The organism is Bacillus cereus (assembly GCF_002567495.1).
In the GTDB taxonomy this organism is placed as follows: Bacteria; Bacillota; Bacilli; order Bacillales; family Bacillaceae_G; genus Bacillus_A; species Bacillus_A cereus_AQ.
In genome coordinates this window covers 24,159-45,921 of sequence record NZ_NVAP01000005.1, presented here as the reverse complement: position 1 = coordinate 45,921, position 21,763 = coordinate 24,159, and the positions used below count along the sequence as shown (strand labels likewise).

The following is a 21,763-nucleotide window of genomic DNA, read 5'->3' as shown; positions in this document are numbered from 1 at the left end:
GCTAGAATACATGGTAGACCATTTTTGTAATAGGAGTGTAGAGCTGAATGTTACATCAATTTTCACGTAATGAATTAGCCTTCGGTAAAGAAGGACTTGAAATATTAAAAAATAGTACAGTCGGTATTTTAGGAATTGGCGGCGTAGGGTCATTTTCGGCAGAAGCGTTGGCACGTTCTGGCGTTGGGCGTCTCGTATTAGTTGATAAAGACGTTGTAGATATTACAAACGTAAACCGTCAAATCCATGCTTTAGTATCTACTGTTGGACGTTCAAAAGTAGAATTAATGAAAGAGCGTATTGCAGACATTAATCCAGAGTGTGAAGTAATTGGACTAGAAATGTTTTATACAGATGAAACATATGAAGAGTTCTTTAAACACGGTTTAGATTTCGTAGTGGATGCATCTGATACAATTACGTTCAAAATCCATTTAATTAAACAATGTTTACGTCGTAAAATTAAAATTATCTCTTGTATGGGTGCTGCAAATAAAATGGACCCAACTCGTTTCCGTATTGCGGACATCTCTAAAACACATACAGACCCAATTGCGAAAGTAATTCGTACGAAGCTTCGTAAAGAGGGTATTAAAAAAGGTGTAAAAGTTGTCTTCTCTGACGAAAATCCAATCGTAATTCGTGAAGAAGTACGTAAAGAAATCGTACCAGACGAAAATGCAAAAATTCGTAAAGCGAAATTACCACCTTCATCAAATGCATTCGTACCATCTGTGGCAGGCTTAATTATGGCAAGTCATGTTGTGCGTGAACGCATTAAAAACGTAGAAGTGAAACGTGTAGGGCAAGAATAAAGTAAAAGCATATATCCATTTCGGATATATGCTTTTTTATATGTATTAAAGAAATATGGATATTTGCATTATTACTAGTTCAAATGTAAGTAAAGCTAGTAAGTAATGATCATGTTTATCTGTTTTATAGGCGGATGTCTTTTTAAAACTATGAATGGTAAAAAGAGCTAAAGTCAGAACGAGAACACCGAGTGTTATTTTGAAGATTATTAATGACATGATTACCAGATCCTTTTGAGAATAGTCATTAGGTTTATAATAATATTATAGTTATAATTATTCAATTCATCGCTATGAAAAACTCCCCACCTTTTTATTTTTGGTGGGGAGTTTTCTAATTCTCTGCAGAATATATAATATCTAAATTTCCATTTTGATCTGTCTTGAAAATGGGAGCGATCTGTTCTTCTTGTTCTTCAACTGAAACGAGTTTTCGAGCACGGTCCATAATTCTAACAAGCATTGCGTAATCTTCTTCGATTGCTTGTTGTTTTTTTGTGAGTACCGCTAATTTTGCTTCAAGTTCATGATTCGTTTTTTGTAGGGAAGTGAGCTGATCTTGTAATACATCATTTTCAGTTTGCAACTTTGCGATTGAAGGGTTATTATGTCCCATATTTTGCAAAAATGAGATGACATTTTGCATTGTAAGTTCCTGTTTACTTGGCGTAATATCTTCTGAAAACTCAGCGTCGATTACGAGTTGTTTCGTTTTCGTGAACTGATCTTTTTCTATTTTAGCTTCAGAACGTTTTAATTCTTTACGTTGTTTTTTTGCAATCTGCACCGCATCTTCGTAATTCGCACGTACTTCAGCATTCCATCTAAAGCCACAAGCTGCTGAAGTGCGGTTCAAAGCATCGCCAACTTCATCGAATGCTTTTATTTGTGTACTGCCACTGCGAATATGTCGTAAAACAGTTTCTGCTAAAAGGAGATCGTCTTCTCTTGTCCATGCATCTTGACGTGTTTTCATAAGCGAAGCCTCCGTAATGGTGACGTTTTCGTTTATGTTACCCTTTATTTTTCGTTTTATTCGAACTTTGTAATCTGTCATACACAGTAGAAAGTGCTTGTTCAAATTTCCCTGTCGTTTTCGGCTTATAATATTGCTTGTTTTTGATTTTATCAGGTAAGTATTGTTGTTGTACCCAGCCATTTGGCTGATCGTGTGGATATAAGTATCCAATGCCTCTACCTAATGCCTCTGCGCCTTTGTAATGACTATCTTTTAAATGGCTTGGAATATCACCTGTTTGACCGTTACGTAAATCATGTAGTGCTGCATCGAGTGCTTTGTAAGCTGAATTTGATTTCGGTGATAAGCAAAGTTCGATAACGGCATTTGCAAGTGGTATGCGTGCTTCTGGGAATCCCACTCGTTCAGCTGATTCAATTGCAGCTAATGTACGTGGTCCAGCTTGTGGACTAGCAAGTCCGATATCTTCATAAGCCATAATAAGAAGACGTCTACCAATACTTTGTAAATCACCAGCTTCAATAAGGCGTGCTAAATAATGAAGTGCTGCATTTACATCACTTCCGCGCACCGATTTTTGAAACGCCGATAATACGTCATAATGAGCATCTCCACCTTTGTCATGAACGAAGCTCTTTTTTTGCAAGCACTCTTCTGCGATTTCTAGCGTAATTTCCGCAGCTTTGTCATCCGTTGTAAAGCTAGATAAAACAGCTAGTTCAAGTGCATTATAAGCAGAACGCATATCTCCGCCTGACGCATTTGCAAAGTGATGCAGTGCTTCAGGCGTAACAGTTACATCATATTCTCCCAGACCTTTTTCTTTATCTTCAAGTGCTCGTTTTAAGCCAATTAAAAGATCATCTTCTGTTAATGCGTGTAATTCGAAGATTTGACAACGACTTCGAATAGCAGAATTAATAGCATGGAACGGATTACTCGTCGTTGCACCAATTAAAGTAAGAAGTCCGCTTTCTAAATGAGGTAATAGAAAGTCTTGCTTTGCTTTATCTAGACGGTGAACTTCATCTAAAATTAAAACGAGGTGTCGATGCATCTTTGCTTCTTGCACGACAACTTCCATATCTTTTTTATTGTGAGTAACAGCGTTTAATAGACGAAACGGGGTACCGGTACTTCCTGCAATTGCACTAGCAATGGATGTTTTTCCTGTACCTGGAGGACCGTATAAAATCATAGATTGAAAATGATTTGCTTGGACCATTCGCCATAAAATCTTTCCTTCACCAACTAAATGCTGTTGTCCAATAATTTCTTGAATATTTGTAGGGCGCATTCGATGTGCGAGTGGTTGTTTCATTTAGACCGTCTCCCTTAATATATAATCTCGTTCTATCGTATCATTTTTTTCTGTGAAATTTGAAATAGGATGCTGTTTTGTGGGAAAAATGAAGATAAATATTTTCATTTTTCTTTCAATTGTAATAATTTCCGAGTTTTTCAATGTGATTTTATGTTATCATTTTGATACACAAGTTGAAATTTCTTATAATACTATATTATGCTATAATTTCATAGGATTTTAAATTGTGTTCTTTTTATAAATAAGATATAACCAATAGAAGTGAAAATTTGAAAAGAGGTGCAAAATAGATGAAGATTTCAACGAAAGGCCGTTATGGCTTAACAATTATGATCGATCTTGCGAAAAAATTTGGTGAAGGTCCGATTTCATTAAAATCAATTGCGCAAGCACACGACTTATCCGAGCATTACTTAGAGCAATTAATTTCACCACTTCGTAACGCTCGTCTTGTAAAGAGTACGCGCGGGGCATATGGCGGATATGTATTATCTGATCAACCAGCTAACATTACAGCTGGGGATGTAATCCGTGTATTAGAGGGACCGATTAGTGTTGTAGAAATGATAGAAGAAGAAGAACCAGCACAGCGCCAGTTATGGATGCGTGTTCGTGATGCGGTGCAAGAAGTGTTAGATAGTACAACGTTAGAAGATTTAGTACGTTATGAGGAAGAAAATCACGGGGGCTATATGTTTTACATTTAATTCCTTGTGAAACGATTTGGAAAGAAGGAGATTTAATGGAACGCATTTACTTAGATCATGCTGCGACATCTCCGACTCACCCAGAAGTGGTCGAAAAGATGATTCCATATATGACAGAAATATTCGGGAACCCGTCTAGTATTCACTTTTATGGACGTCAAACGCGTCACGCAGTAGATGAGGCAAGACGAGTGTGTGCACGTAGCATTCATGCGAATCCGAATGAAATTATATTTACGAGCGGTGGTACAGAAGCTGATAATTTAGCGCTTATAGGTGTAGCGCGTGCGAACCGTCATAAGGGTAACCACATTATAACGACGCAAATTGAACATCATGCGATTTTGCATACGTGTGAAGTGTTAGAGCGTGAAGGGTTTGAAGTGACATATTTACCTGTCGATGAAACAGGACGTGTTCAAGTTTCTGACATAGAGAAGGCATTAACAGAAGAGACGATTCTTGTATCTGTTATGTTTGGGAATAATGAAGTAGGGACAATGCAACCAATTGTGGAAATAGGAAAGCTACTAAAAGAGCATCAAGCCTATTTCCATACAGATGCGGTACAAGCTTACGGTTTAGTAGAAATTGATGTGAAAGAGTTTGGTATTGATTTATTATCAATTTCAGCTCATAAAATTAACGGACCAAAAGGTGTAGGGTTCTTATTCGCTGGTGCAAATGTGAAATTTGAGCCGTTATTAATAGGCGGAGAGCAAGAAAGAAAACGCCGTGCTGGTACGGAAAATGTGCCTAGTATTGCTGGGCTTCAGCATGCAATTTTTATTGCTGAAAAAACTCGTGAGCAAAAAAATGCCCAATATGAAGAGTTTAAAGATATAATGGTATCTGTCTTCAAAAATGAAGGCATTACTTTCGAGGTAAACGGAAACTTAGAACATCGCTTACCGCATGTGCTCAATGTAAGTTTTACAGGAATGAACATTGAACCGTTCCTTGTGAACTTAGACCTAGCTGGCATTGCAGTATCAAGTGGTTCTGCTTGTACAGCTGGTTCGATTGATCCATCACATGTATTAGTAGCGATGTTTGGAAAAGACTCCGATCAAATACGTTCATCCGTACGTTTTAGTTTTGGACTTGGAAATACGAAAGAACAAATTGAAAAAGCGGCGTACGAAACAGTGAAAATCGTGAAGCGATTAACACAAAATTAGCATGGGAGGTGACATGATGAACAAACTACCTCACGAAACACGCGTTGTCATCGGTATGTCCGGTGGCGTCGATTCATCTGTAGCAGCACTTTTATTAAAAGAGCAAGGTTATGATGTAATCGGAATTTTTATGAAAAACTGGGATGATACAGATGAGAATGGTGTCTGCACAGCAACTGAAGATTACAATGATGTAATTGAAGTGTGTAACCAAATCGGTATTCCGTATTATGCAGTAAACTTTGAAAAACAATACTGGGATAAAGTATTTACGTACTTCTTGGACGAGTACCGAGCTGGTCGTACACCAAACCCAGACGTAATGTGTAATAAAGAAATTAAATTTAAAGCATTTTTAGAGCATGCAATTGCGCTTGGTGCTGATTATGTAGCAACAGGCCATTATGCACGCGTTGCTAATATGGACGGCGAATATAAAATGCTTCGCGGCGTTGATGACAATAAAGATCAAACATACTTCTTAAATCAATTAAGCCAAGAGCAATTATCAAAAACAATGTTCCCGTTAGGTGAATTAAAGAAACCGCAAATTCGTGAAATGGCGAAAGAAGCTGGTTTAGCAACAGCGGCGAAGAAAGATAGTACTGGTATTTGCTTCATTGGTGAGCGTAACTTTAAAGATTTCTTAAGTAATTATTTACCAGCACAACCAGGTGTGATGCAAACATTATCTGGTGAAGTGAAAGGAAAGCATGACGGTTTAATGTACTATACAATTGGACAACGTCATGGCCTTGGTATTGGTGGTAACGGTGATCCGTGGTTTGCTGTTGGGAAAAACTTGAAAGAAAACATTTTATATGTTGACCAAGGATTCCATAACGAACTGCTATATGGTGATGAAGTTATTGCTACGAATATCGGTTGGGTAAGTAATGAAGCGAAAGAAAAAGAATTTAAATGTACAGCGAAATTCCGTTATCGTCAAGAAGACAATAAAGTAACGGTTCAAATCGTTGATGAAAATACAATTCGCATTCTTTGTGACGAGCCAATTCGTGCAATTACACCAGGACAAGCAGTTGTTTTCTATGATGGAGATGAGTGCTTAGGCGGTGCTACAATTGATGAAGTGTACCGTAGTGGTAAGAAATTGGATTATTTAGGATAAAACGAGAAGCCTCTGCCGATTAGCGGTTAGAGGTTTCTTTTACATAAAGCGAATTTTCGTTCGCTTGGAAAATACATTCTTTGTTATAATTTGTTGTAGAGGTGAAGGACATGTCAAACAAACTTGAAACAGGTATTCAATATATGCAAGAAGGAAACTGGGAAGAAGCTGCTAAAAATTTCACAGAAGCAATCGAAGAAAATCCGAAAGATGCGCTTGGATACATTAATTTTGCGAACTTATTAGATGTACTAGGTGATAGTGAAAGAGCAGTTTTATTTTATAAACGTGCATTAGAGTTAGATGATAAATCTGCTGCTGCTTATTATGGATTAGGAAACGTATATTACGGTCAAGAGCAATTTGCAGAGGCTAAAGCTGTATTTGAACAAGCAATGCAAGCTGGATTACAATCAGCTGATGTAACATTTATGTTAGGTATTACACATGTACAGCTTGGAAATGATCGTCTTGCACTACCATTCTTACAAAGAGCAACAGAATTAGATGAAAACGATGTAGAAGCTATATTCCAGTGCGGACTTTGCTTTGCACGACTAGAACATATTCAAGAGGCGAAACCTTATTTTGAAAAGGTATTAGAAATGGAAGAAGAGCATGCAGATGCGTATTACAATTTAGGTGTTGCATACGTATTTGAAGAAAATAACGAGAAGGCTCTCGCTTTATTTAAGAAAGCAACTGAAATTCAGCCAGATCACTTTTTAGCTGGTAATGGCGTTCGTTTATTAGAGCAAGAAGCTGAATAAGATAAAAATATAGTTTAATGGGTAGTTATCTCTCATCTAAAAAGGTGGGGGATGTACTGCTCATTAAAGTGAAAATATCGGAAAGGAGAGGAAAGATGGGAAATCAACATGCAATGGATTTGTTTGAGGAAGAGAAAAAGTTTATAAAAGCGCAAGTTCTTCATACCATTTTCCACAACGAAGAAAACCTCTATTCCGTTGTCAGTATGAAAGTCATTGAAACGAATGAAACGTATGACGAAAAGAAAGTAATGATAAACGGTCATTTTCCCCGCATGCATGAAGATGAAGTGTTTACATTGACAGGTCATTTTAAGGACCATCCAAAGTATGGAAAACAATATATGGTTGAAACATTTAAAAAAGAATTGCCGCAAACAAAAGCAGGTATGGTGCAATATTTAGCGAGTGATTTATTTAAAGGGATAGGAAAGCGTACAGCGGAAAAAATTGTGGATCATCTCGGGGAACATGCTATTTCTAAAATTATGGATGACCCTGAGGCGTTAAATGGTGTTGTTAACAAACAAAAGGCTCAGGAAATATATGAGACAATTGTTGAACATCAAGGATTAGAGAAAGTAATGAGCTTTTTAAATGGTTACGGTTTTGGAACGAAACTTTCTATTAAGATTTACCAGCAATATAAAGAGATGACATTAGAAGTAATTCGCAATAATCCGTACCAACTTATTGAAGAAGTGGACGGGATTGGTTTTGGACGAGCGGATGATATAGGGCGTGCGTTAGGGATATCGGGTAATCACGACGACCGTGTACGCGCAGGATGTTTTTACACATTAGAGAATGTCTCATTGCAACTTGGCCACGTTTATATGGGGAAAGATCAACTTGTAAGAGAAACGATGTCACTTTTGAATAACCAAGAAGGAAGAGTGACTGAGGAAGATATTATAGGTTGTATTGAAATGATGCAAAGTGAAGGGAAAGTCATCATAGAAGAAGAACGAGTGTATTTAGCGTCGTTGTTCTACTCTGAAAAAGGTGTTGTAAAGTCCATTCGTCGATTGATGAATCAAGAGGAAACACCTACATTTCCTGAAGCGGAAGTGTTAAAAACATTAGGTGAAATTGAAGAACAGCTGAACGTACAATATGCACCGTTTCAGCAAGAAGCGATTCAAACGGCACTCCATAAACCGATGATGTTATTAACAGGTGGACCAGGAACGGGGAAAACAACTGTTATTAAAGGGATTGTTGAAATGTATGCATCATTGCACGGATTATCGTTAAATCCGAATGAATATAGTGATGATAATCCATTTCCAATACTATTAACAGCTCCAACAGGAAGAGCAGCGAAGCGGATGAGTGAATCGACAGGGCTTCCAGCTTGTACAATTCACCGTTTACTTGGCTGGACGCCAGAAGGATCTTTCCAGCGTAATGAAACGGATCCTGTCCAAGGTAAGCTCCTTATTATTGATGAGTTTTCGATGGTTGATATTTGGCTTGCAAACCAGCTGTTTAAATCACTTCCGACAAACATTCAAGTTATCGTTGTAGGTGATGAAGATCAGTTGCCATCTGTAGGACCTGGACAAGTGTTAAAAGATTTATTAAATGCAGGAGCAGTTCCGACAGTGAAGCTTACTGAAATTTATCGTCAAGCAGAAGGCTCATCTGTTATTCAACTTGCCCATGCGATCAAAGACGGCACGCTCCCGCCAGATTTAGCACAAAATAAAAAAGATCGTTCATTTATCAGCTGTACAGGGGCTCAAATTGTTGAGGTTGTGAAAAAGGTTTGTGAAAATGCTAAAACAAAAGGATTTAGTGCAAGGGATGTCCAAGTATTAGCACCGATGTACCGTGGGCCTGCTGGTATTAATGTATTAAACGAAGCATTGCAACAAGTATTTAACCCGAAAAGGGAGAAGAGTAAAGAAATCCCGTACGGTGATGTTGTATACCGAAGAGGCGATAAAGTACTGCAACTCGTTAATCAGCCAGAGAGCCAAGTGTTTAATGGTGATATCGGAGAAATTGTTTCAGTGTTTTATGCGAAAGAAAACGTTGAACAACAAGATATGATTATCGTTTCATTTGATGGAATTGAGGTAACGTATACAAAGCCTGATTTAAATCAAATTACGCATGCATATTGTTGTTCCATTCATAAATCACAAGGTAGTGAATTTCCGATTGTTATTATGCCGATCGTGAAAAGTTACAACCGTATGTTACGTCGTAATTTAATTTACACGGGCATTACAAGAAGTAAGAAGTTCCTTATTATTTGCGGGGAGGAAGCGGCTTTCCAATCTGGTGTAAATCGCCTTGATGATGCAATGCGTCAAACGACTTTGGCTAATCGCTTGCAGGAATCACAAGGAGAAGTACAGATGGTAACAGTTAATGGCGAAGAAATGGACGTGGAAAACATTTCACCGTATGATTTCATGTAACAAGGTGAAATTATATAGTGAAACTTTCAAACGCATAGCGTTGAAAGGCTCCAGCAATGTATAAATGAATGCGGTTTGGACATAATGGCGAATAGAATCTGGGAGACTGTAAGGAGATGAAAGCCATATGTTCATTTGTCCAAATTGCAAAGGGAAAGACATTGGAAAAATAGGTGTCAACCAATTTTATTGCTGGAATTGTTATATCGAATTATCGGTTTCAAAGGGGAAAATCCATACGCATCAAGTTGAGGAAGATGGTTCATTAAGCTCTCTTGATGATTTATTTGATGAGAATGAAAGAACGATCGGATAACGAAAAGGGGGATTTACTTTGAATCTACGCAATTCATTAATCGCATTAGGTGTTGGAGCTGCAGCATATCAATATGCTCGTAAGCAAGATGTGTTTTCAAAACGAAATATAAAAAAGGCGCGTAAGATGATTAAATCTTACTTATAATCATTTTGATAAAGTGAAAAACTCCCTTATTGACGAGGGAGTTTTTTTATGTGCTCATATGCAAATAAAAAAGTCCGATTTCTGAGAAAAGATAAGATAGACCGTAGCAGCCAACGCCGAGTATTCCATACTGCCATAATTGCTTCGCTTTTTCTTTACGTGAGGAACGAATAAAGAATCCCTTCCAAATACCAAACCCGATACAAATCCATTCAAGAATCATAAAAAGTGCTGATAATCCAAGCATAAACAAAACCATAATTAGTCCTCCTGATTATATTGTTTCATGCTGTATTCTCAGGGATGGTTGTCCTTGTTATGTTATTTATATGTACGTCTTTAAAAAACAGTATGGTCCGTATGAAAAGATTTTAAAAGTTTCGCACATAACCTACCCCATTTATTTTCAAAATAAAGGTGGAGGAGGTTTTTCATGTGAAGAATCTTAAAATCATTTGGATATACCGTTTAGGATTATTGTTACTTGTTTTTCTTTGTTTGCTCGTCTTTTTAAAAATTAAGCCACTATGGGCACCAATTATTTTTGTATTTAAAGTAGCAATCACGCCATTTCTTATCGCTTGTTTTATTGCGTATTTATTGCACCCTTTAATTGAAAAAATCCATAAGGAAGGAATGCCACGCACACTTGCTATTTTGCTCATTTACATTCTTTTCTTTGGCGGAATTGGTTATGGGATTTATAAAGGGACACCAGTTGTTATTAAGCAATTGCAAGAAATTAACGAACAATTTCCGCAGTTTACAAAAATGTATGATTCATGGATGGATGGTGTTACAGAACAAACAGCGAATTTCCCGTCGTTCATTCATGAAAAGGTGAAACAAATTTTTGGTGGTGTAGAAACGAAGATTCAAGCTCTTTTAAATAAAGTGATGAGTACAGCGCGTGGTGTACTTGATTCGTTGCTCATTATTTTCTTAATACCGTTTATTGTATTTTACATATTAAAAGATTATGGTGAGTTTTATCACATCTTTTGGAAACTAATCCCAAGTAAATGGCGAGGTACGGGGCAAATGCTTGCGAAAGAAATTGATAAGTCACTTGGAAGTTATATTCGAGGGCAGTTATTTGTTTGCTTAGTATTAGGGAGCGTATCAGCTCTTTCTTTTTGGTTTATCGGTATGAAATATCCATTATTGCTTGGCATTATTATTGGAGTAACGGATATAATCCCGTACTTCGGTCCTATTTTAGGAGCAATCCCGACGTTAATGATTGCAGCAACAGTATCAACGAGTTTACTTATTAAGGCAGGAATTACGATTGCTATTTTACAATTCGTTGAAAGTAACATTTTATCCCCTTACATTGTTGGTAAGTCACTTCGTATGCATCCCGTTATTATTATGCTTGCATTACTAATTGGGGGAGAGGTAGCTGGGATTATAGGGTTACTAATATCGGTTCCAATTTTAGCAGTTATTCGCACGGTCATTGTTCATGTAAGGCCTCTTTTGAAAAAAGAAGATGTGTAAGTATAGAAGCCCTCTATGTAAGAAATAGAGGGCTAATCATATTTTTATTTAGAAAGCTGCTCGTGTATCTTTTGTACGAGGGAGCTCACATCATTTGTTTGAATATGTTTTATTTTTTTCCATTCGTTATCATACATAAAGATAATTTGATTGCTGAAAAGACGTTTTTTTTCTTTTAGATTAGAAATTTTTCCGAAAGAGTATTCTTCAAATATTGGATTTTTACTTACGTCGGGTCCATAAAAGAAGAGCCTTTTGTTCGTTAAAATTAACAGCCCGGGCCTTGAGACGGAACGATATATAAATATATCTAATGAACATGCTGCGTAAAACAATATTGTTTCGTTAGTCGTTAATATGTTTTTAGCTTTATTCAATAAGGTCGCCATAGTAATCGCTCCTTTGTTATTAATAATTTAATTGTAACAAAAATACAATATTCAGAAAAGTTTATACGGATATTTTTATGAAAATAGTACGATTTATTAATGAACTGCATAATATATGAAAAGGCTGTTAAGAATGAATAGTAGAATACCTATGATTAATAAGCGATTCATACAATATAAATGATTATCTACATTGACAAACTTAAGAGAATTCTATTATATTTAGTCATATAATACATTAAATCAATGACGGAACAAGTACGTTACAGTCCATTTATAGAGAGAAGCTTCCATATGGCTGAAAGAAGCTTTAAATGAAGGGTAACAGAAAGCTAATCCTGAGAGCAGCTAATCACTGCCGTCTTGCCACGTTACGGCACCATGAGGTGATGAATTGATTGTTATAATAATCAATTCATAATTAGGGTGGTATCGCGAGTTAACTCTCGTCCCTTTTATAGGGGCGGGAGTTTTTTATATTTAAGGAGGAAATACAATGAAACAACTAACAGGCGCACAAATTCGTCAAATGTTTTTAGACTTTTTCCAAGAAAAAGGACATGCAGTAGAACCTAGTGCATCACTAGTTCCACATGAAGATCCATCTCTTCTATGGATTAATAGTGGGGTAGCAACATTAAAAAAATATTTTGATGGTCGTGTAATCCCGCAAAACCCACGTATTACAAATGCTCAAAAATCAATTCGTACAAATGATATTGAGAACGTAGGGAAAACAGCTCGTCACCATACATTCTTTGAAATGTTAGGAAACTTCTCAATTGGTGATTACTTCAAAGAAGAAGCAATTACATGGGCTTGGGAATTCTTAACGAGCGACAAATGGATCGGATTCGATAAAGAATTACTATCTGTTACAATCCATCCAGAAGATGAAGAAGCATTCGCAATTTGGAATGAAAAAATGGGTGTTCCAAAAGAGCGTATCATCCGCTTAGAAGAAAACTTCTGGGATATCGGTGAAGGACCAAGTGGACCGAATACAGAGATTTTCTATGATCGTGGAGAAGCTTACGGTAATGACTTTAGTGACCCTGAGTTATATCCAGGCGGAGAAAACGAGCGTTACTTAGAAGTATGGAACCTTGTATTCTCTCAATTTAACCATAATCCAGATGGTTCATATACACCGCTTCCTAAGAAAAACATCGATACAGGGATGGGTCTAGAACGTATGACATCTATCGTTCAAGATGTACCTACGAACTTTGATACAGATCTATTCATGCCGATGATTGGTGCAACAGAAGCAATTTCTGGTGAGAAATATCGTAATGGCGATTTAGAAAAAGATATGGCATTTAAAGTAATTGCTGACCATATCCGTACAGTAACATTCGCTGTTGGTGACGGTGCTCTTCCATCTAACGAAGGTCGTGGTTATGTATTACGTCGTTTATTACGCCGCGCTGTTCGTTATTCGAAGAAATTAAACATTAATCGTCCATTCATGTTTGAATTAGTACCGGTTGTTGGAGAAGTAATGAAAGACTTCTATCCAGAAGTACTTGAAAAGAAAGACTTCATTGCGAAAGTTGTGAAAAACGAAGAAGAGCGTTTCCATGAAACACTTCATGATGGTGAAGCAATTTTAGCTGAAGTTATTGCAAAAGCAAAAGAAGAAAAAACAACTGTTATTTCTGGAGTAGATGCGTTCCGTCTATATGACACATACGGTTTCCCAATCGAATTAACAGAAGAATATGCAGAAGAAGCTGGTATGACAGTTGACCAAGAAGGCTTCGAAAATGAAATGGAAAAACAACGTGAGCGTGCACGTGCTGCTCGTCAAGACGTTGACTCAATGCAAGTTCAAGGCGGTGTACTTGGAGAAGTTAAAGTAGCGAGCGAGTTCGTTGGTTACGGTACAGTTGCAACAGAAAGTAACGTTGTTGCACTTGTGAAAAACGGTGAGTACACAGATAGCCTACAAGCAGGTGAAGAAGGACAGTTAATTCTTGACGTAACACCATTCTACGCTGAGAGCGGTGGACAAATTGCTGACCGTGGTTACCTTCTTGCTGACGGCGTGAAAGTTCTTGTAAAAGACGTACAAAAAGCACCAAATGGTCAAAATTTACACAAAGTAGCTGTGGAAGAAGGCACATTAACGAAAGATGCAGCTGTGAAAGCTGTTATCGATACGAAAAACCGTAGTAGCGTTGTGAAAAATCATACAGCAACTCACTTACTACACCAAGCGTTAAAAGACGTACTTGGAACGCATGTTAATCAAGCAGGTTCTCTTGTAACTTCTGAACGTTTACGCTTTGACTTCTCTCACTTCGGTCAAGTACAAGCTGACGAATTAGAAAAAATTGAGCGTATGGTAAACGAGAAAATTTGGGAAAGTATTAACGTTGAGATTTCTCAAAAATCAATCGGAGAAGCGAAAGAAATGGGCGCAATGGCATTATTCGGTGAAAAATACGGAGATGTTGTACGCGTTGTACAAGTTGGCGATTACAGCTTAGAGCTTTGCGGTGGTTGTCACGTTGATAATACAGCTTCTATCGGTATTTTCAAAATCGTTGCTGAGTCTGGTATCGGTGCAGGAACTCGTCGTATTGAGGCGGTAACTGGTAAGTCTGCATACGAATTAATGAACGATCAAGTAGGCTTATTAAAAGAAGCAGCAGGAAAAATGAAAACAAATCCGAAAGACATTTTAACAAGAGTTGATGGTCTATTTGCTGAAGTGAAACAACTTCAAAAAGAAAACGAATCTCTTGCTGCGAAATTAAGCAATATCGAAGCTGGAAACTTAACTGATTCTGTAATGACAGTTGATGGCGTAAATGTATTAGCAGCAAAAGTAAATGTTGCAGATATGAACAACTTACGTACGATGATGGATGATTTGAAAAATAAATTAGAGTCAGCAGTTGTTGTATTAGCGTCTGTTAATGACGATAAAGTAAACATCCTAGCAGGTGTAACAAAAGATTTAATCAGCCAAGGCTACCATGCTGGTAAACTTGTGAAAGAAGTAGCTTCTCGTTGTGGCGGTGGCGGTGGTGGCCGTCCTGATATGGCACAAGCAGGCGGTAAAAACCCAGCTCAAGTAGAAGAAGCTTTAGCATTTGTACAAGAGTACGTTAAATCTGTTTCAAAATAAAGAGATAGTAGTGTACAATGGTAGGGAGAGGAGAAGTTCTTCTCCCTATACTTACTATATAAGTGAGGTGCTTGAAATGGACGGTTTTGATAAAACAATGAAGTTTAGCATTCAAGATGAAAAACAGAGTGTCCATGTAAATGATGTACTTTTAACTGTGTATGATGCACTTCAAGAAAAAGGCTATAATCCGATTAACCAAATCGTCGGTTATTTATTAAGTGGAGACCCAGCATACATACCTCGCCATAAAGATGCACGTAGCATCATTCGCAAGCTTGAACGTGATGAGTTAATTGAAGAGCTTGTGAAGTCTTACTTGAAACATCATCGTGAGGAGTAGTTTATGCGGATATTAGGTTTAGATGTAGGTACAAAAACAGTCGGAGTTGCAATGAGCGACGAAATGGGCTGGACAGCACAAGGGTTAGAAACAATCAAGATTAACGAAGAACGAGGTCACTTTGGTTTTGATCGTATTTCTGAGTTAGTAAAGCAGTACAATGTGGATAAAATAGTAGTAGGTTTACCTAAAAATATGAATGGTACAATTGGCCCACGTGGTGAAGCGTGCCAACAATTTGCAGAAAACCTACGAGAGCTGTTACAATTAGACGTTGTAATGTGGGACGAGCGTTTGTCGACGATGGCAGCGGAACGTCTACTCATTTCAGCTGATGTAAGCCGTAAGAAGCGAAAGCAAGTAATCGATAAGATGGCTGCAGTCGTAATCTTACAAGGATTTTTAGATAGTAAATAAGAGGTGACCAAAATGGAAGAAAATCAAATTACAATTGTAGACGAAAAAGGTAACGAACATTTATGTGAAATTATTTTCACTTTTGATGCTGAAAAATTTGGCAAAAAATCATATGTAGTCTTCTCTCCAATCGGTGAAGTAGACGAAGATGGAGACCCAATTTATGATGCAATGGCTTATGAGCAAAATGAAGAAGAGGGCGGAAGTTTACTTCCAATCGAATCTGAAGAAGAGTGGGAAATGGTACAAGAAATGTTCAACACTCTAGCTGATGAGCAAGAAGCAGAATAATAAGTACTGAAAAGATGGACGACATACAGTCCATCTTTTTTTGTATTTATATGTAAAATGAAAGATTTTTTGTCGAAACCGTGTAAGTCTTTGTAGTATAATGAGACGGATTGTAGAAAAATAAAATGGATACTAAAAAAGATAGGCGAATTTGTTGTGGCTTTTCATCATGCTGTATAGAAACATATACATATGGTCTACAATTGAATAAGGAGGAAGAGTTTTGATAGAGAATCAAGTGAAAAAGAAGCGTAGACGCATCTTTTTATTTTCGATTATTGCACTGCTTTTAGTTTGTGGTTCAGTCTATGCGTATATTTCATCCGCATTAGGACCAGTTGATAGCGGGAATAAAAAAGAGATTGAAGTAGAAATTCCGAAAGGATCATCTACAAGTAAAATTGGAGAAATTTTAGAAGAAAAAGGTGCTGTGAAAAACGGTACAGTTTTTAGTTTTTATACAAAGGCTAAATCGAAAAGTTTACAAGCAGGTACATATTTATTAAATCCTTCGATGAATGCTAAAGATGTTATCGAACAAATGTCATCTGGCAACGTACATCGTCCAGCTCTTTATAAAGTGACGATCAAAGAAGGGGCGCAAGTAACTGAAATTGCAGAAACGATTGCGGCAGAACTAAAGTGGAATAAAGATGATGTTACGCGTCAATTAAACGATAAAGCATTTATTCAAAAAATGCAGCAAAAGTATCCGAAGTTATTAACGGATAAAATCTTTGATAGCAATATTAAATATCCATTAGAAGGTTATTTATATCCTGCGACGTACTCGTTCTATAAGAAAGATACGACGCTAGAGGAAATTGTAATTCCAATGCTAGAGAAAACAAATGCAATCATTGTTCAAAATGAAGCGAAAATGAAAGCGAAGAACTGGGATGTTCATCAGCTTTTAACATTATCTTCACTTATTGAAGAAGAAGCAACTGGTTTCACAGATCGTCAAAAAATCTCTAGTGTCTTTTATAATCGTTTAGCGAAAGGTATGCCGCTTCAAACGGATCCAACGGTATTATATGCACTTGGAAAGCATAAGCAACGTGTATTATACGAGGATTTAAAGATCAACTCTCCGTACAATACGTATGTTGTAAAAGGATTACCGGTAGGGCCGATTGCAAACTCTGGTAAACATTCAGTGGAAGCTGCGTTAGAACCTGCGCAAACAGATTATTATTATTTCTTAGCTGCACCAAGTGGTGAAGTATACTATGCGAAAACGTTAGAAGAGCATAATGCACTAAAGCAAAAATACATTACGAAAAAACAGTGAAATGGGGAGGGATAGCGAAAAAGGTCGCACATCCCTCTTTTTTGTGGTAAAATATATCGGGTTAAAAACTGGCAGAAGAATCGTTTTTAATATCAAAACGGGACGTACAAGCTAAGGGTAAAGCTGGCTTGTATTTTTATTGCATTCTATGTGTGAAAAGACGTCATAGAGGCACTTCTCCATGTAAATAAGGAGGACCATTTATGGAGGATGCAGTTAACGAGTACCTATTATCATTTATTGATCCGAAAGATAAATTAATTCTTGAAATGGAAGAATATGCAACAGAAAATCATGTGCCGATTATGGATCGACTTGGAATGGAATTTATGCTGCAATTTTTACGTTTAATTGGACCGAAAAGCATTTTAGAACTTGGAACAGCAATCGGTTATTCTAGTATTCGTATGATGCAAGCTATTCCGAATTCACGTATTGTGACAGTTGAGCGCAATCGTGAGCGATATGAAAAAGCACTTGAATATATAGAACGTTCCCCTGTAACAGATCGTATTTCAGTTATTTACGGTGATGCGTTAGAGACTGGTGAACAAGTAAAAGAACAAGGAACATTTGACGTTATTTTTATTGATGCAGCAAAAGGACAGTATCGTCGCTTTTTTGACTTATATGAACCGTTATTAAATCCTGGTGGCGTAATTATTTCAGATAATGTTATGTACCATGGTCTTGTAACGACAAAAGAGAAAATTGAAAACAGACGTACACGTGGTTTAATCCGTCGTATTAAGACGTACAATGAGTGGCTTATGAACCATGAAGGATATGATACAACGATTTTCCCAATTGGTGATGGAGTAGCTGTTAGTAAAAAGAGAGGGTGACCAAGGTATGAAGAAACCTGAATTGTTAGTAACGCCAAGAGCGGTGGCGGATATCGAACCTCTTGCGAAAGCAGGGGCAGATGCAGTAATGATCGGTGAGCAAAAGTTTGGTTTGCGTTTAGCGGGGGAGTTTTCACGTGAAGATGTGAAGCAAGCTGTGAAGATCGCACATGAAAATGGTGTGAAAGTATACGTAGCAATGAACGCTATGTTCCACAACGATAAAGTAGAAGAATTAACAGATTACGTTTCATTTTTAAACGAAGTGAATGTAGATGCAATTGTTTTTGGCGATCCAGCGGTATTAATGGCTGTTCGTGAAGTAGCGTCAAATATGCAGTTGCACTGGAATACAGAAACGACAGCAACGAACTGGTTCACTTGTAATTACTGGGGACAACGAGGAGCGAAGCGTGCTGTATTAGCTCGTGAGCTTAGCTTAGATGAAATTGTTGATTTAAAAGAAAATGCTGAAGTGGAACTAGAAGTACAAATTCACGGTATGACTTGTATGTTCCAATCGAAGCGTTCATTAGTAGGAAACTACTTTGAGTATCAAGGACGTAATCTTGACATTGAAAAGAAAAAGTATGAAGAGAATATGTTCTTATATGACCCAGAGCGTAACAATAAATATCCAATCTATGAAGATGAAAATGGTACTCATATTATGAGTCCGAACGATATTTGTTTCATCGATGAATTAGAGGAACTAATCGAAGCTGAAGTTGACAGCTTAAAAATCGATGGTGTACTAAAAAGCTCTGAATACATTATTGAAGTAACGAAGAAATATCGTCAAGCGATTGATTTATGTGTGGAAGATCGTGATGCGTATTATGACGTGAAAGATGCTCTATATAAAGAAATAGAAGAAATGCAACCAGTAAATCGTCCGTTAGACACAGGATTCTTCTTTAAAGAAACGGTTTACTAAACGAGGAGGGTGTAGGAAATGACTGTACAAGAAATTTCACGAGTGATCGATGGCAAGCGCGTTATTGTGAAGAAACCTGAACTGTTAATCCCTGCGGGTAACTTAGAAAAATTAAAAGTAGCTATCCATTATGGGGCAGATGCTGTATATTTAGGTGGACAAGAATTTGGTCTTCGTTCGAATGCAGGTAACTTTACGCTGGAAGATATGGCAGAAGGCGTTGAATTTGCAAAGAAATATGGAGCGAAAATATATGTAACAACAAATATTTTCGCACATAATGAAAATATGGACGGGCTAGAGGAATATTTAAAAGGGATTGAAAAAGCTGGCGTAACGGGAATTATCGTTGCCGATCCGCTTATTATTGAGACGTGTAAACGTGTAGCGCCTTCTGTTGAGGTGCATTTAAGTACACAACAATCGCTATCCAACTGGAAAGCAGCACAGTATTGGAAAGAAGAAGGTTTACATCGTCTTGTATTAGCTCGTGAAGCAAGCTATGAAGAAATGAAAGAAATTAAAGACAAAGTGGATATTGAAATTGAAGCATTCGTCCATGGTGCAATGTGTATCGCATATTCAGGAAGATGTACATTAAGTAACCATATGACAGCGCGTGACTCTAACCGTGGTGGTTGTTGTCAATCTTGTCGCTGGGACTATGACTTAGTTCAAACGGTATCACAACATAAAGATGCAAAAGAGCTTCCTTTATTCCAAGAAGAAGATGCTCACTTTGCGATGAGTCCAAAAGATTTAAATTTAATCTTGTCAATTCCAAAAATGATTGAAATTGGAATTGACAGCTTAAAAGTTGAAGGACGTATGAAATCTATCCATTACGTAGCGACTGTAGCAACTGTATATCGTAAAGTAATTGATGCGTATTGTGCGGATCCGGATAACTTTGAGTTTAAACAAGAATGGTTAGATGAGCTTGATAAATGTGCAAATCGTGATACAGCTCCTGCATTCTTTGAAGGGGTTCCAGGACATCAAGAGCAAATGTTTGGAAATCATAGTAAGAAAACAACGTATGATTTTGCTGGTTTAGTGTTAGATTATAATGAAGAAACGGGCATCGTAACGCTTGAGCAACGTAATCATTTCAAACCAGGACATGAAGTGGAGTTCTTTGGACCAGAAATAGAAAACTTTACGCAGACGGTGGAGAAAATTTGGGATGAGGATGGAAACGAATTAGATGCAGCGAGACATCCGTTGCAAATCGTGAAATTCAAAGTGGATCAACCAGTGTATGTGAATAATATGATGCGCAAAAACATACTTCAATAAGAAAGAGTGGTAGTCGAATGGGGACGAATAAGCCTGTTGTAATTGGAATCGCTGGTGGTTCAGGATCAGGAAAAACAAGTGTAACGAAAGCGATTTTTGACCATTTTAAAGGTCATTCCATTTTAATCTTGGAGCAAGATTATTATTACAAAGATCAAAGCCATTTACCGATGGAAGAGCGTTTAAAAACAAATTATGATCATCCGCTTGCGTTTGATAATGATCTGTTAATTGAACATTTGCAGCAGTTGCTTGCATATGAGCAAATTGATAAGCCTGTATATGACTATACATTGCATACGCGTTCAGAAGAAATTATTCCAGTTGAGCCGAAAGATGTAATCATTTTAGAAGGAATTCTTATTTTAGAAGACCCACGTCTTTGTGAGTTGATGGACATTAAGTTATTCGTTGATACAGATGCAGATCTTCGCATTTTACGCCGCATGCAGCGTGATATTAAAGAGCGCGGTCGTACGATGGATTCAGTTATTGATCAGTACGTAACTGTTGTACGTCCAATGCACAATCAATTTATTGAGCCTTCTAAGAAATTTGCGGATATTATTATCCCTGAAGGTGGACAAAACCATGTTGCAATTGATATTATGGTGACAAAAATTGCAACAATTCTTGAACAAAAAGTAAATTTGTAATAGCATAGTAAAAGATATACGATAGGAAGGGATTTTTTCCCTTCCTATCGAATACAATGAAACATGCAACCTCATCTATATATAGGTGAGGGCATATTTATATCAACTTTCCATACATATCTTCTTTATATAAAGAAGAATTGGAAATACGGGGTTGTATGTGACAACTCCGCTAGTGCAAGGGTACTAGAAACCTCCGCTAACAATGGAAGCGGAGGAGTTTTCATATGGAACTCCTCTTTTTTTCGGGGGATTGGTATATAAAAGGAGTGGAAAATATGTCAACAGAAAAAACATACCCTATGACACAAGAGGGTAAGCAAAAACTAGAGAACGAACTTGAGCAATTAAAAACAGTAAGACGTAAAGAAGTAGTAGAACGTATTAAAATCGCACGTAGCTTCGGGGACCTTTCTGAGAACTCTGAGTACGATGCAGCAAAAGATGAGCAAGCGTTCGTAGAAGGACGTATTACACAATTAGAAAATATGATTCGTAACGCAGTTATCATTAAAGATAATGGCGAAGTATCTACTGTTGTTACATTAGGTAAAACAGTAACATTTAAAGAATTACCAAACGGAGATGAAGAAGCGTATACAATCGTAGGTAGCGCGGAAGCTGACCCATTTGAAGGAAGAATTTCTAACGATTCTCCAATCGCAAAAAGCTTATTAGGTAAGCAAATTGGTGAGAAAGTAACAATCCAAACACCAGGCGGAGAAATGCAAGTAGAGATTGTCTCTGTAAAATAATAAAAAAATCACTCGTGTAAAAACGAGTGATTTTTTATTTGTATAAAAGATGAAACACTCCGTCCAAACTAGAATAGACGAGGTGTTTTTTT

At 37.3% G+C, this 21,763-nt stretch carries 23 protein-coding genes and 1 other annotated feature; of the genes, 19 read left to right on the top strand and 4 right to left on the bottom strand.

Annotated features, from left to right (window positions below; translation table 11 throughout):
- Positions 1–47: 47 nt before the first annotated feature.
- Positions 48–815, top strand: a complete 768-nt coding sequence (locus tag COK05_RS01970; RefSeq protein WP_000903182.1) for a tRNA threonylcarbamoyladenosine dehydratase — start codon at positions 48–50, stop codon at positions 813–815.
- A 334-nt stretch (positions 816–1,149) separates the two neighbouring features.
- Here COK05_RS01970 and COK05_RS01960 read toward each other — a convergent pair whose 3' ends face one another.
- Entirely contained in the window at positions 1,150–1,791 is a 642-nt protein-coding gene (locus COK05_RS01960; RefSeq protein ID WP_098611258.1) for an RsfA family transcriptional regulator, read from the bottom strand.
- Positions 1,792–1,828: 37 nt separating this feature from the next.
- Positions 1,829–3,115, bottom strand: a complete 1,287-nt coding sequence (locus tag COK05_RS01955; protein WP_098611257.1) for a replication-associated recombination protein A — start codon at positions 3,113–3,115, stop codon at positions 1,829–1,831.
- A gap of 293 nt (positions 3,116–3,408) precedes the next feature.
- Here COK05_RS01955 and cymR point away from each other — a divergent pair, with 293 nt between their 5' ends.
- The 7 genes from cymR (at position 3,409) to COK05_RS01920 (ending at position 9,803) form a co-directional block, all read left to right on the top strand.
- Positions 3,409–3,825: a cysteine metabolism transcriptional regulator CymR gene (gene cymR / locus COK05_RS01950; RefSeq protein ID WP_000704116.1), complete on the top strand. Its 417-nt coding sequence runs from the start codon at positions 3,409–3,411 to the stop codon at positions 3,823–3,825.
- A gap of 35 nt (positions 3,826–3,860) precedes the next feature.
- Positions 3,861–5,006: a cysteine desulfurase family protein gene (locus COK05_RS01945; protein ID WP_098611256.1), complete on the top strand. Its 1,146-nt coding sequence runs from the start codon at positions 3,861–3,863 to the stop codon at positions 5,004–5,006.
- Between the two features lie 16 nt (positions 5,007–5,022).
- Positions 5,023–6,138: a tRNA 2-thiouridine(34) synthase MnmA gene (gene mnmA, locus COK05_RS01940; protein WP_098611255.1), complete on the top strand. Its 1,116-nt coding sequence runs from the start codon at positions 5,023–5,025 to the stop codon at positions 6,136–6,138.
- A gap of 110 nt (positions 6,139–6,248) precedes the next feature.
- The gene (locus COK05_RS01935; RefSeq protein ID WP_098611254.1) at positions 6,249–6,908 is read left to right on the top strand and encodes a tetratricopeptide repeat protein; all 660 of its coding nucleotides are present in this window, start codon (positions 6,249–6,251) and stop codon (positions 6,906–6,908) included.
- Positions 6,909–7,003: 95 nt separating this feature from the next.
- On the top strand, positions 7,004–9,340 hold the full coding sequence (gene recD2 / locus COK05_RS01930; protein ID WP_098611253.1) for an SF1B family DNA helicase RecD2: 2,337 nt from the start codon (positions 7,004–7,006) through the stop codon (positions 9,338–9,340).
- 127 nt (positions 9,341–9,467) lie between these two features.
- The gene (locus COK05_RS01925) at positions 9,468–9,656 is read left to right on the top strand and encodes a hypothetical protein (RefSeq protein ID WP_000469281.1); all 189 of its coding nucleotides are present in this window, start codon (positions 9,468–9,470) and stop codon (positions 9,654–9,656) included.
- Between the two features lie 18 nt (positions 9,657–9,674).
- Positions 9,675–9,803, top strand: coding sequence for a YrzQ family protein (locus COK05_RS01920; protein ID WP_001053552.1), 129 nt, complete (start codon positions 9,675–9,677; stop codon positions 9,801–9,803).
- A gap of 46 nt (positions 9,804–9,849) precedes the next feature.
- Here COK05_RS01920 and COK05_RS01915 read toward each other — a convergent pair whose 3' ends face one another.
- Complete coding sequence (locus COK05_RS01915; protein ID WP_098611252.1) at positions 9,850–10,062, bottom strand: hypothetical protein; 213 nt, start codon at positions 10,060–10,062, stop codon at positions 9,850–9,852.
- A gap of 176 nt (positions 10,063–10,238) precedes the next feature.
- On the opposite strand from COK05_RS01915, the gene COK05_RS01910 reads away from it, so the two are divergent.
- The gene (locus COK05_RS01910; protein WP_098611251.1) at positions 10,239–11,306 is read left to right on the top strand and encodes an AI-2E family transporter; all 1,068 of its coding nucleotides are present in this window, start codon (positions 10,239–10,241) and stop codon (positions 11,304–11,306) included.
- A gap of 44 nt (positions 11,307–11,350) precedes the next feature.
- On the opposite strand, the gene COK05_RS01905 is transcribed toward COK05_RS01910, so the two are convergent.
- Positions 11,351–11,695 (bottom strand): PH domain-containing protein, encoded by a 345-nt coding sequence (locus tag COK05_RS01905; protein ID WP_098611250.1) that lies wholly within the window; start codon positions 11,693–11,695, stop codon positions 11,351–11,353.
- 237 nt (positions 11,696–11,932) lie between these two features.
- Positions 11,933–12,152 (top strand) — a binding site (T-box leader).
- Positions 12,153–12,191: 39 nt separating this feature from the next.
- Between COK05_RS01905 and alaS the strand changes: the two genes are divergently transcribed.
- From alaS to greA, 10 genes are all read left to right on the top strand, one after another.
- Complete coding sequence (gene alaS, locus COK05_RS01900; RefSeq protein ID WP_098611249.1) at positions 12,192–14,834, top strand: alanine--tRNA ligase; 2,643 nt, start codon at positions 12,192–12,194, stop codon at positions 14,832–14,834.
- A 76-nt stretch (positions 14,835–14,910) separates the two neighbouring features.
- Positions 14,911–15,177, top strand: coding sequence for an IreB family regulatory phosphoprotein (locus COK05_RS01895; protein WP_000348590.1), 267 nt, complete (start codon positions 14,911–14,913; stop codon positions 15,175–15,177).
- Between the two features lie 3 nt (positions 15,178–15,180).
- Positions 15,181–15,594: a Holliday junction resolvase RuvX gene (gene ruvX / locus COK05_RS01890; RefSeq protein WP_001221202.1), complete on the top strand. Its 414-nt coding sequence runs from the start codon at positions 15,181–15,183 to the stop codon at positions 15,592–15,594.
- Between the two features lie 12 nt (positions 15,595–15,606).
- The gene (locus COK05_RS01885; RefSeq protein WP_000392245.1) at positions 15,607–15,885 is read left to right on the top strand and encodes a DUF1292 domain-containing protein; all 279 of its coding nucleotides are present in this window, start codon (positions 15,607–15,609) and stop codon (positions 15,883–15,885) included.
- A gap of 223 nt (positions 15,886–16,108) precedes the next feature.
- The gene (gene mltG, locus COK05_RS01880) at positions 16,109–17,179 is read left to right on the top strand and encodes an endolytic transglycosylase MltG (RefSeq protein ID WP_098611248.1); all 1,071 of its coding nucleotides are present in this window, start codon (positions 16,109–16,111) and stop codon (positions 17,177–17,179) included.
- Between the two features lie 203 nt (positions 17,180–17,382).
- On the top strand, positions 17,383–18,024 hold the full coding sequence (locus tag COK05_RS01875; RefSeq protein ID WP_098611247.1) for an O-methyltransferase: 642 nt from the start codon (positions 17,383–17,385) through the stop codon (positions 18,022–18,024).
- Between the two features lie 7 nt (positions 18,025–18,031).
- Positions 18,032–18,961: a peptidase U32 family protein gene (locus COK05_RS01870; RefSeq protein ID WP_098611246.1), complete on the top strand. Its 930-nt coding sequence runs from the start codon at positions 18,032–18,034 to the stop codon at positions 18,959–18,961.
- 18 nt (positions 18,962–18,979) lie between these two features.
- Positions 18,980–20,260 (top strand): peptidase U32 family protein, encoded by a 1,281-nt coding sequence (locus COK05_RS01865; RefSeq protein WP_000217960.1) that lies wholly within the window; start codon positions 18,980–18,982, stop codon positions 20,258–20,260.
- Positions 20,261–20,277: 17 nt separating this feature from the next.
- A complete protein-coding gene (gene udk / locus COK05_RS01860) occupies positions 20,278–20,916 on the top strand; it encodes a uridine kinase (RefSeq protein WP_000537080.1) in 639 nt (212 codons plus the stop codon).
- Between the two features lie 278 nt (positions 20,917–21,194).
- Positions 21,195–21,671, top strand: coding sequence for a transcription elongation factor GreA (greA, locus tag COK05_RS01855; RefSeq protein WP_014894880.1), 477 nt, complete (start codon positions 21,195–21,197; stop codon positions 21,669–21,671).
- The last annotated feature ends 92 nt before the right edge of the window (positions 21,672–21,763 follow it).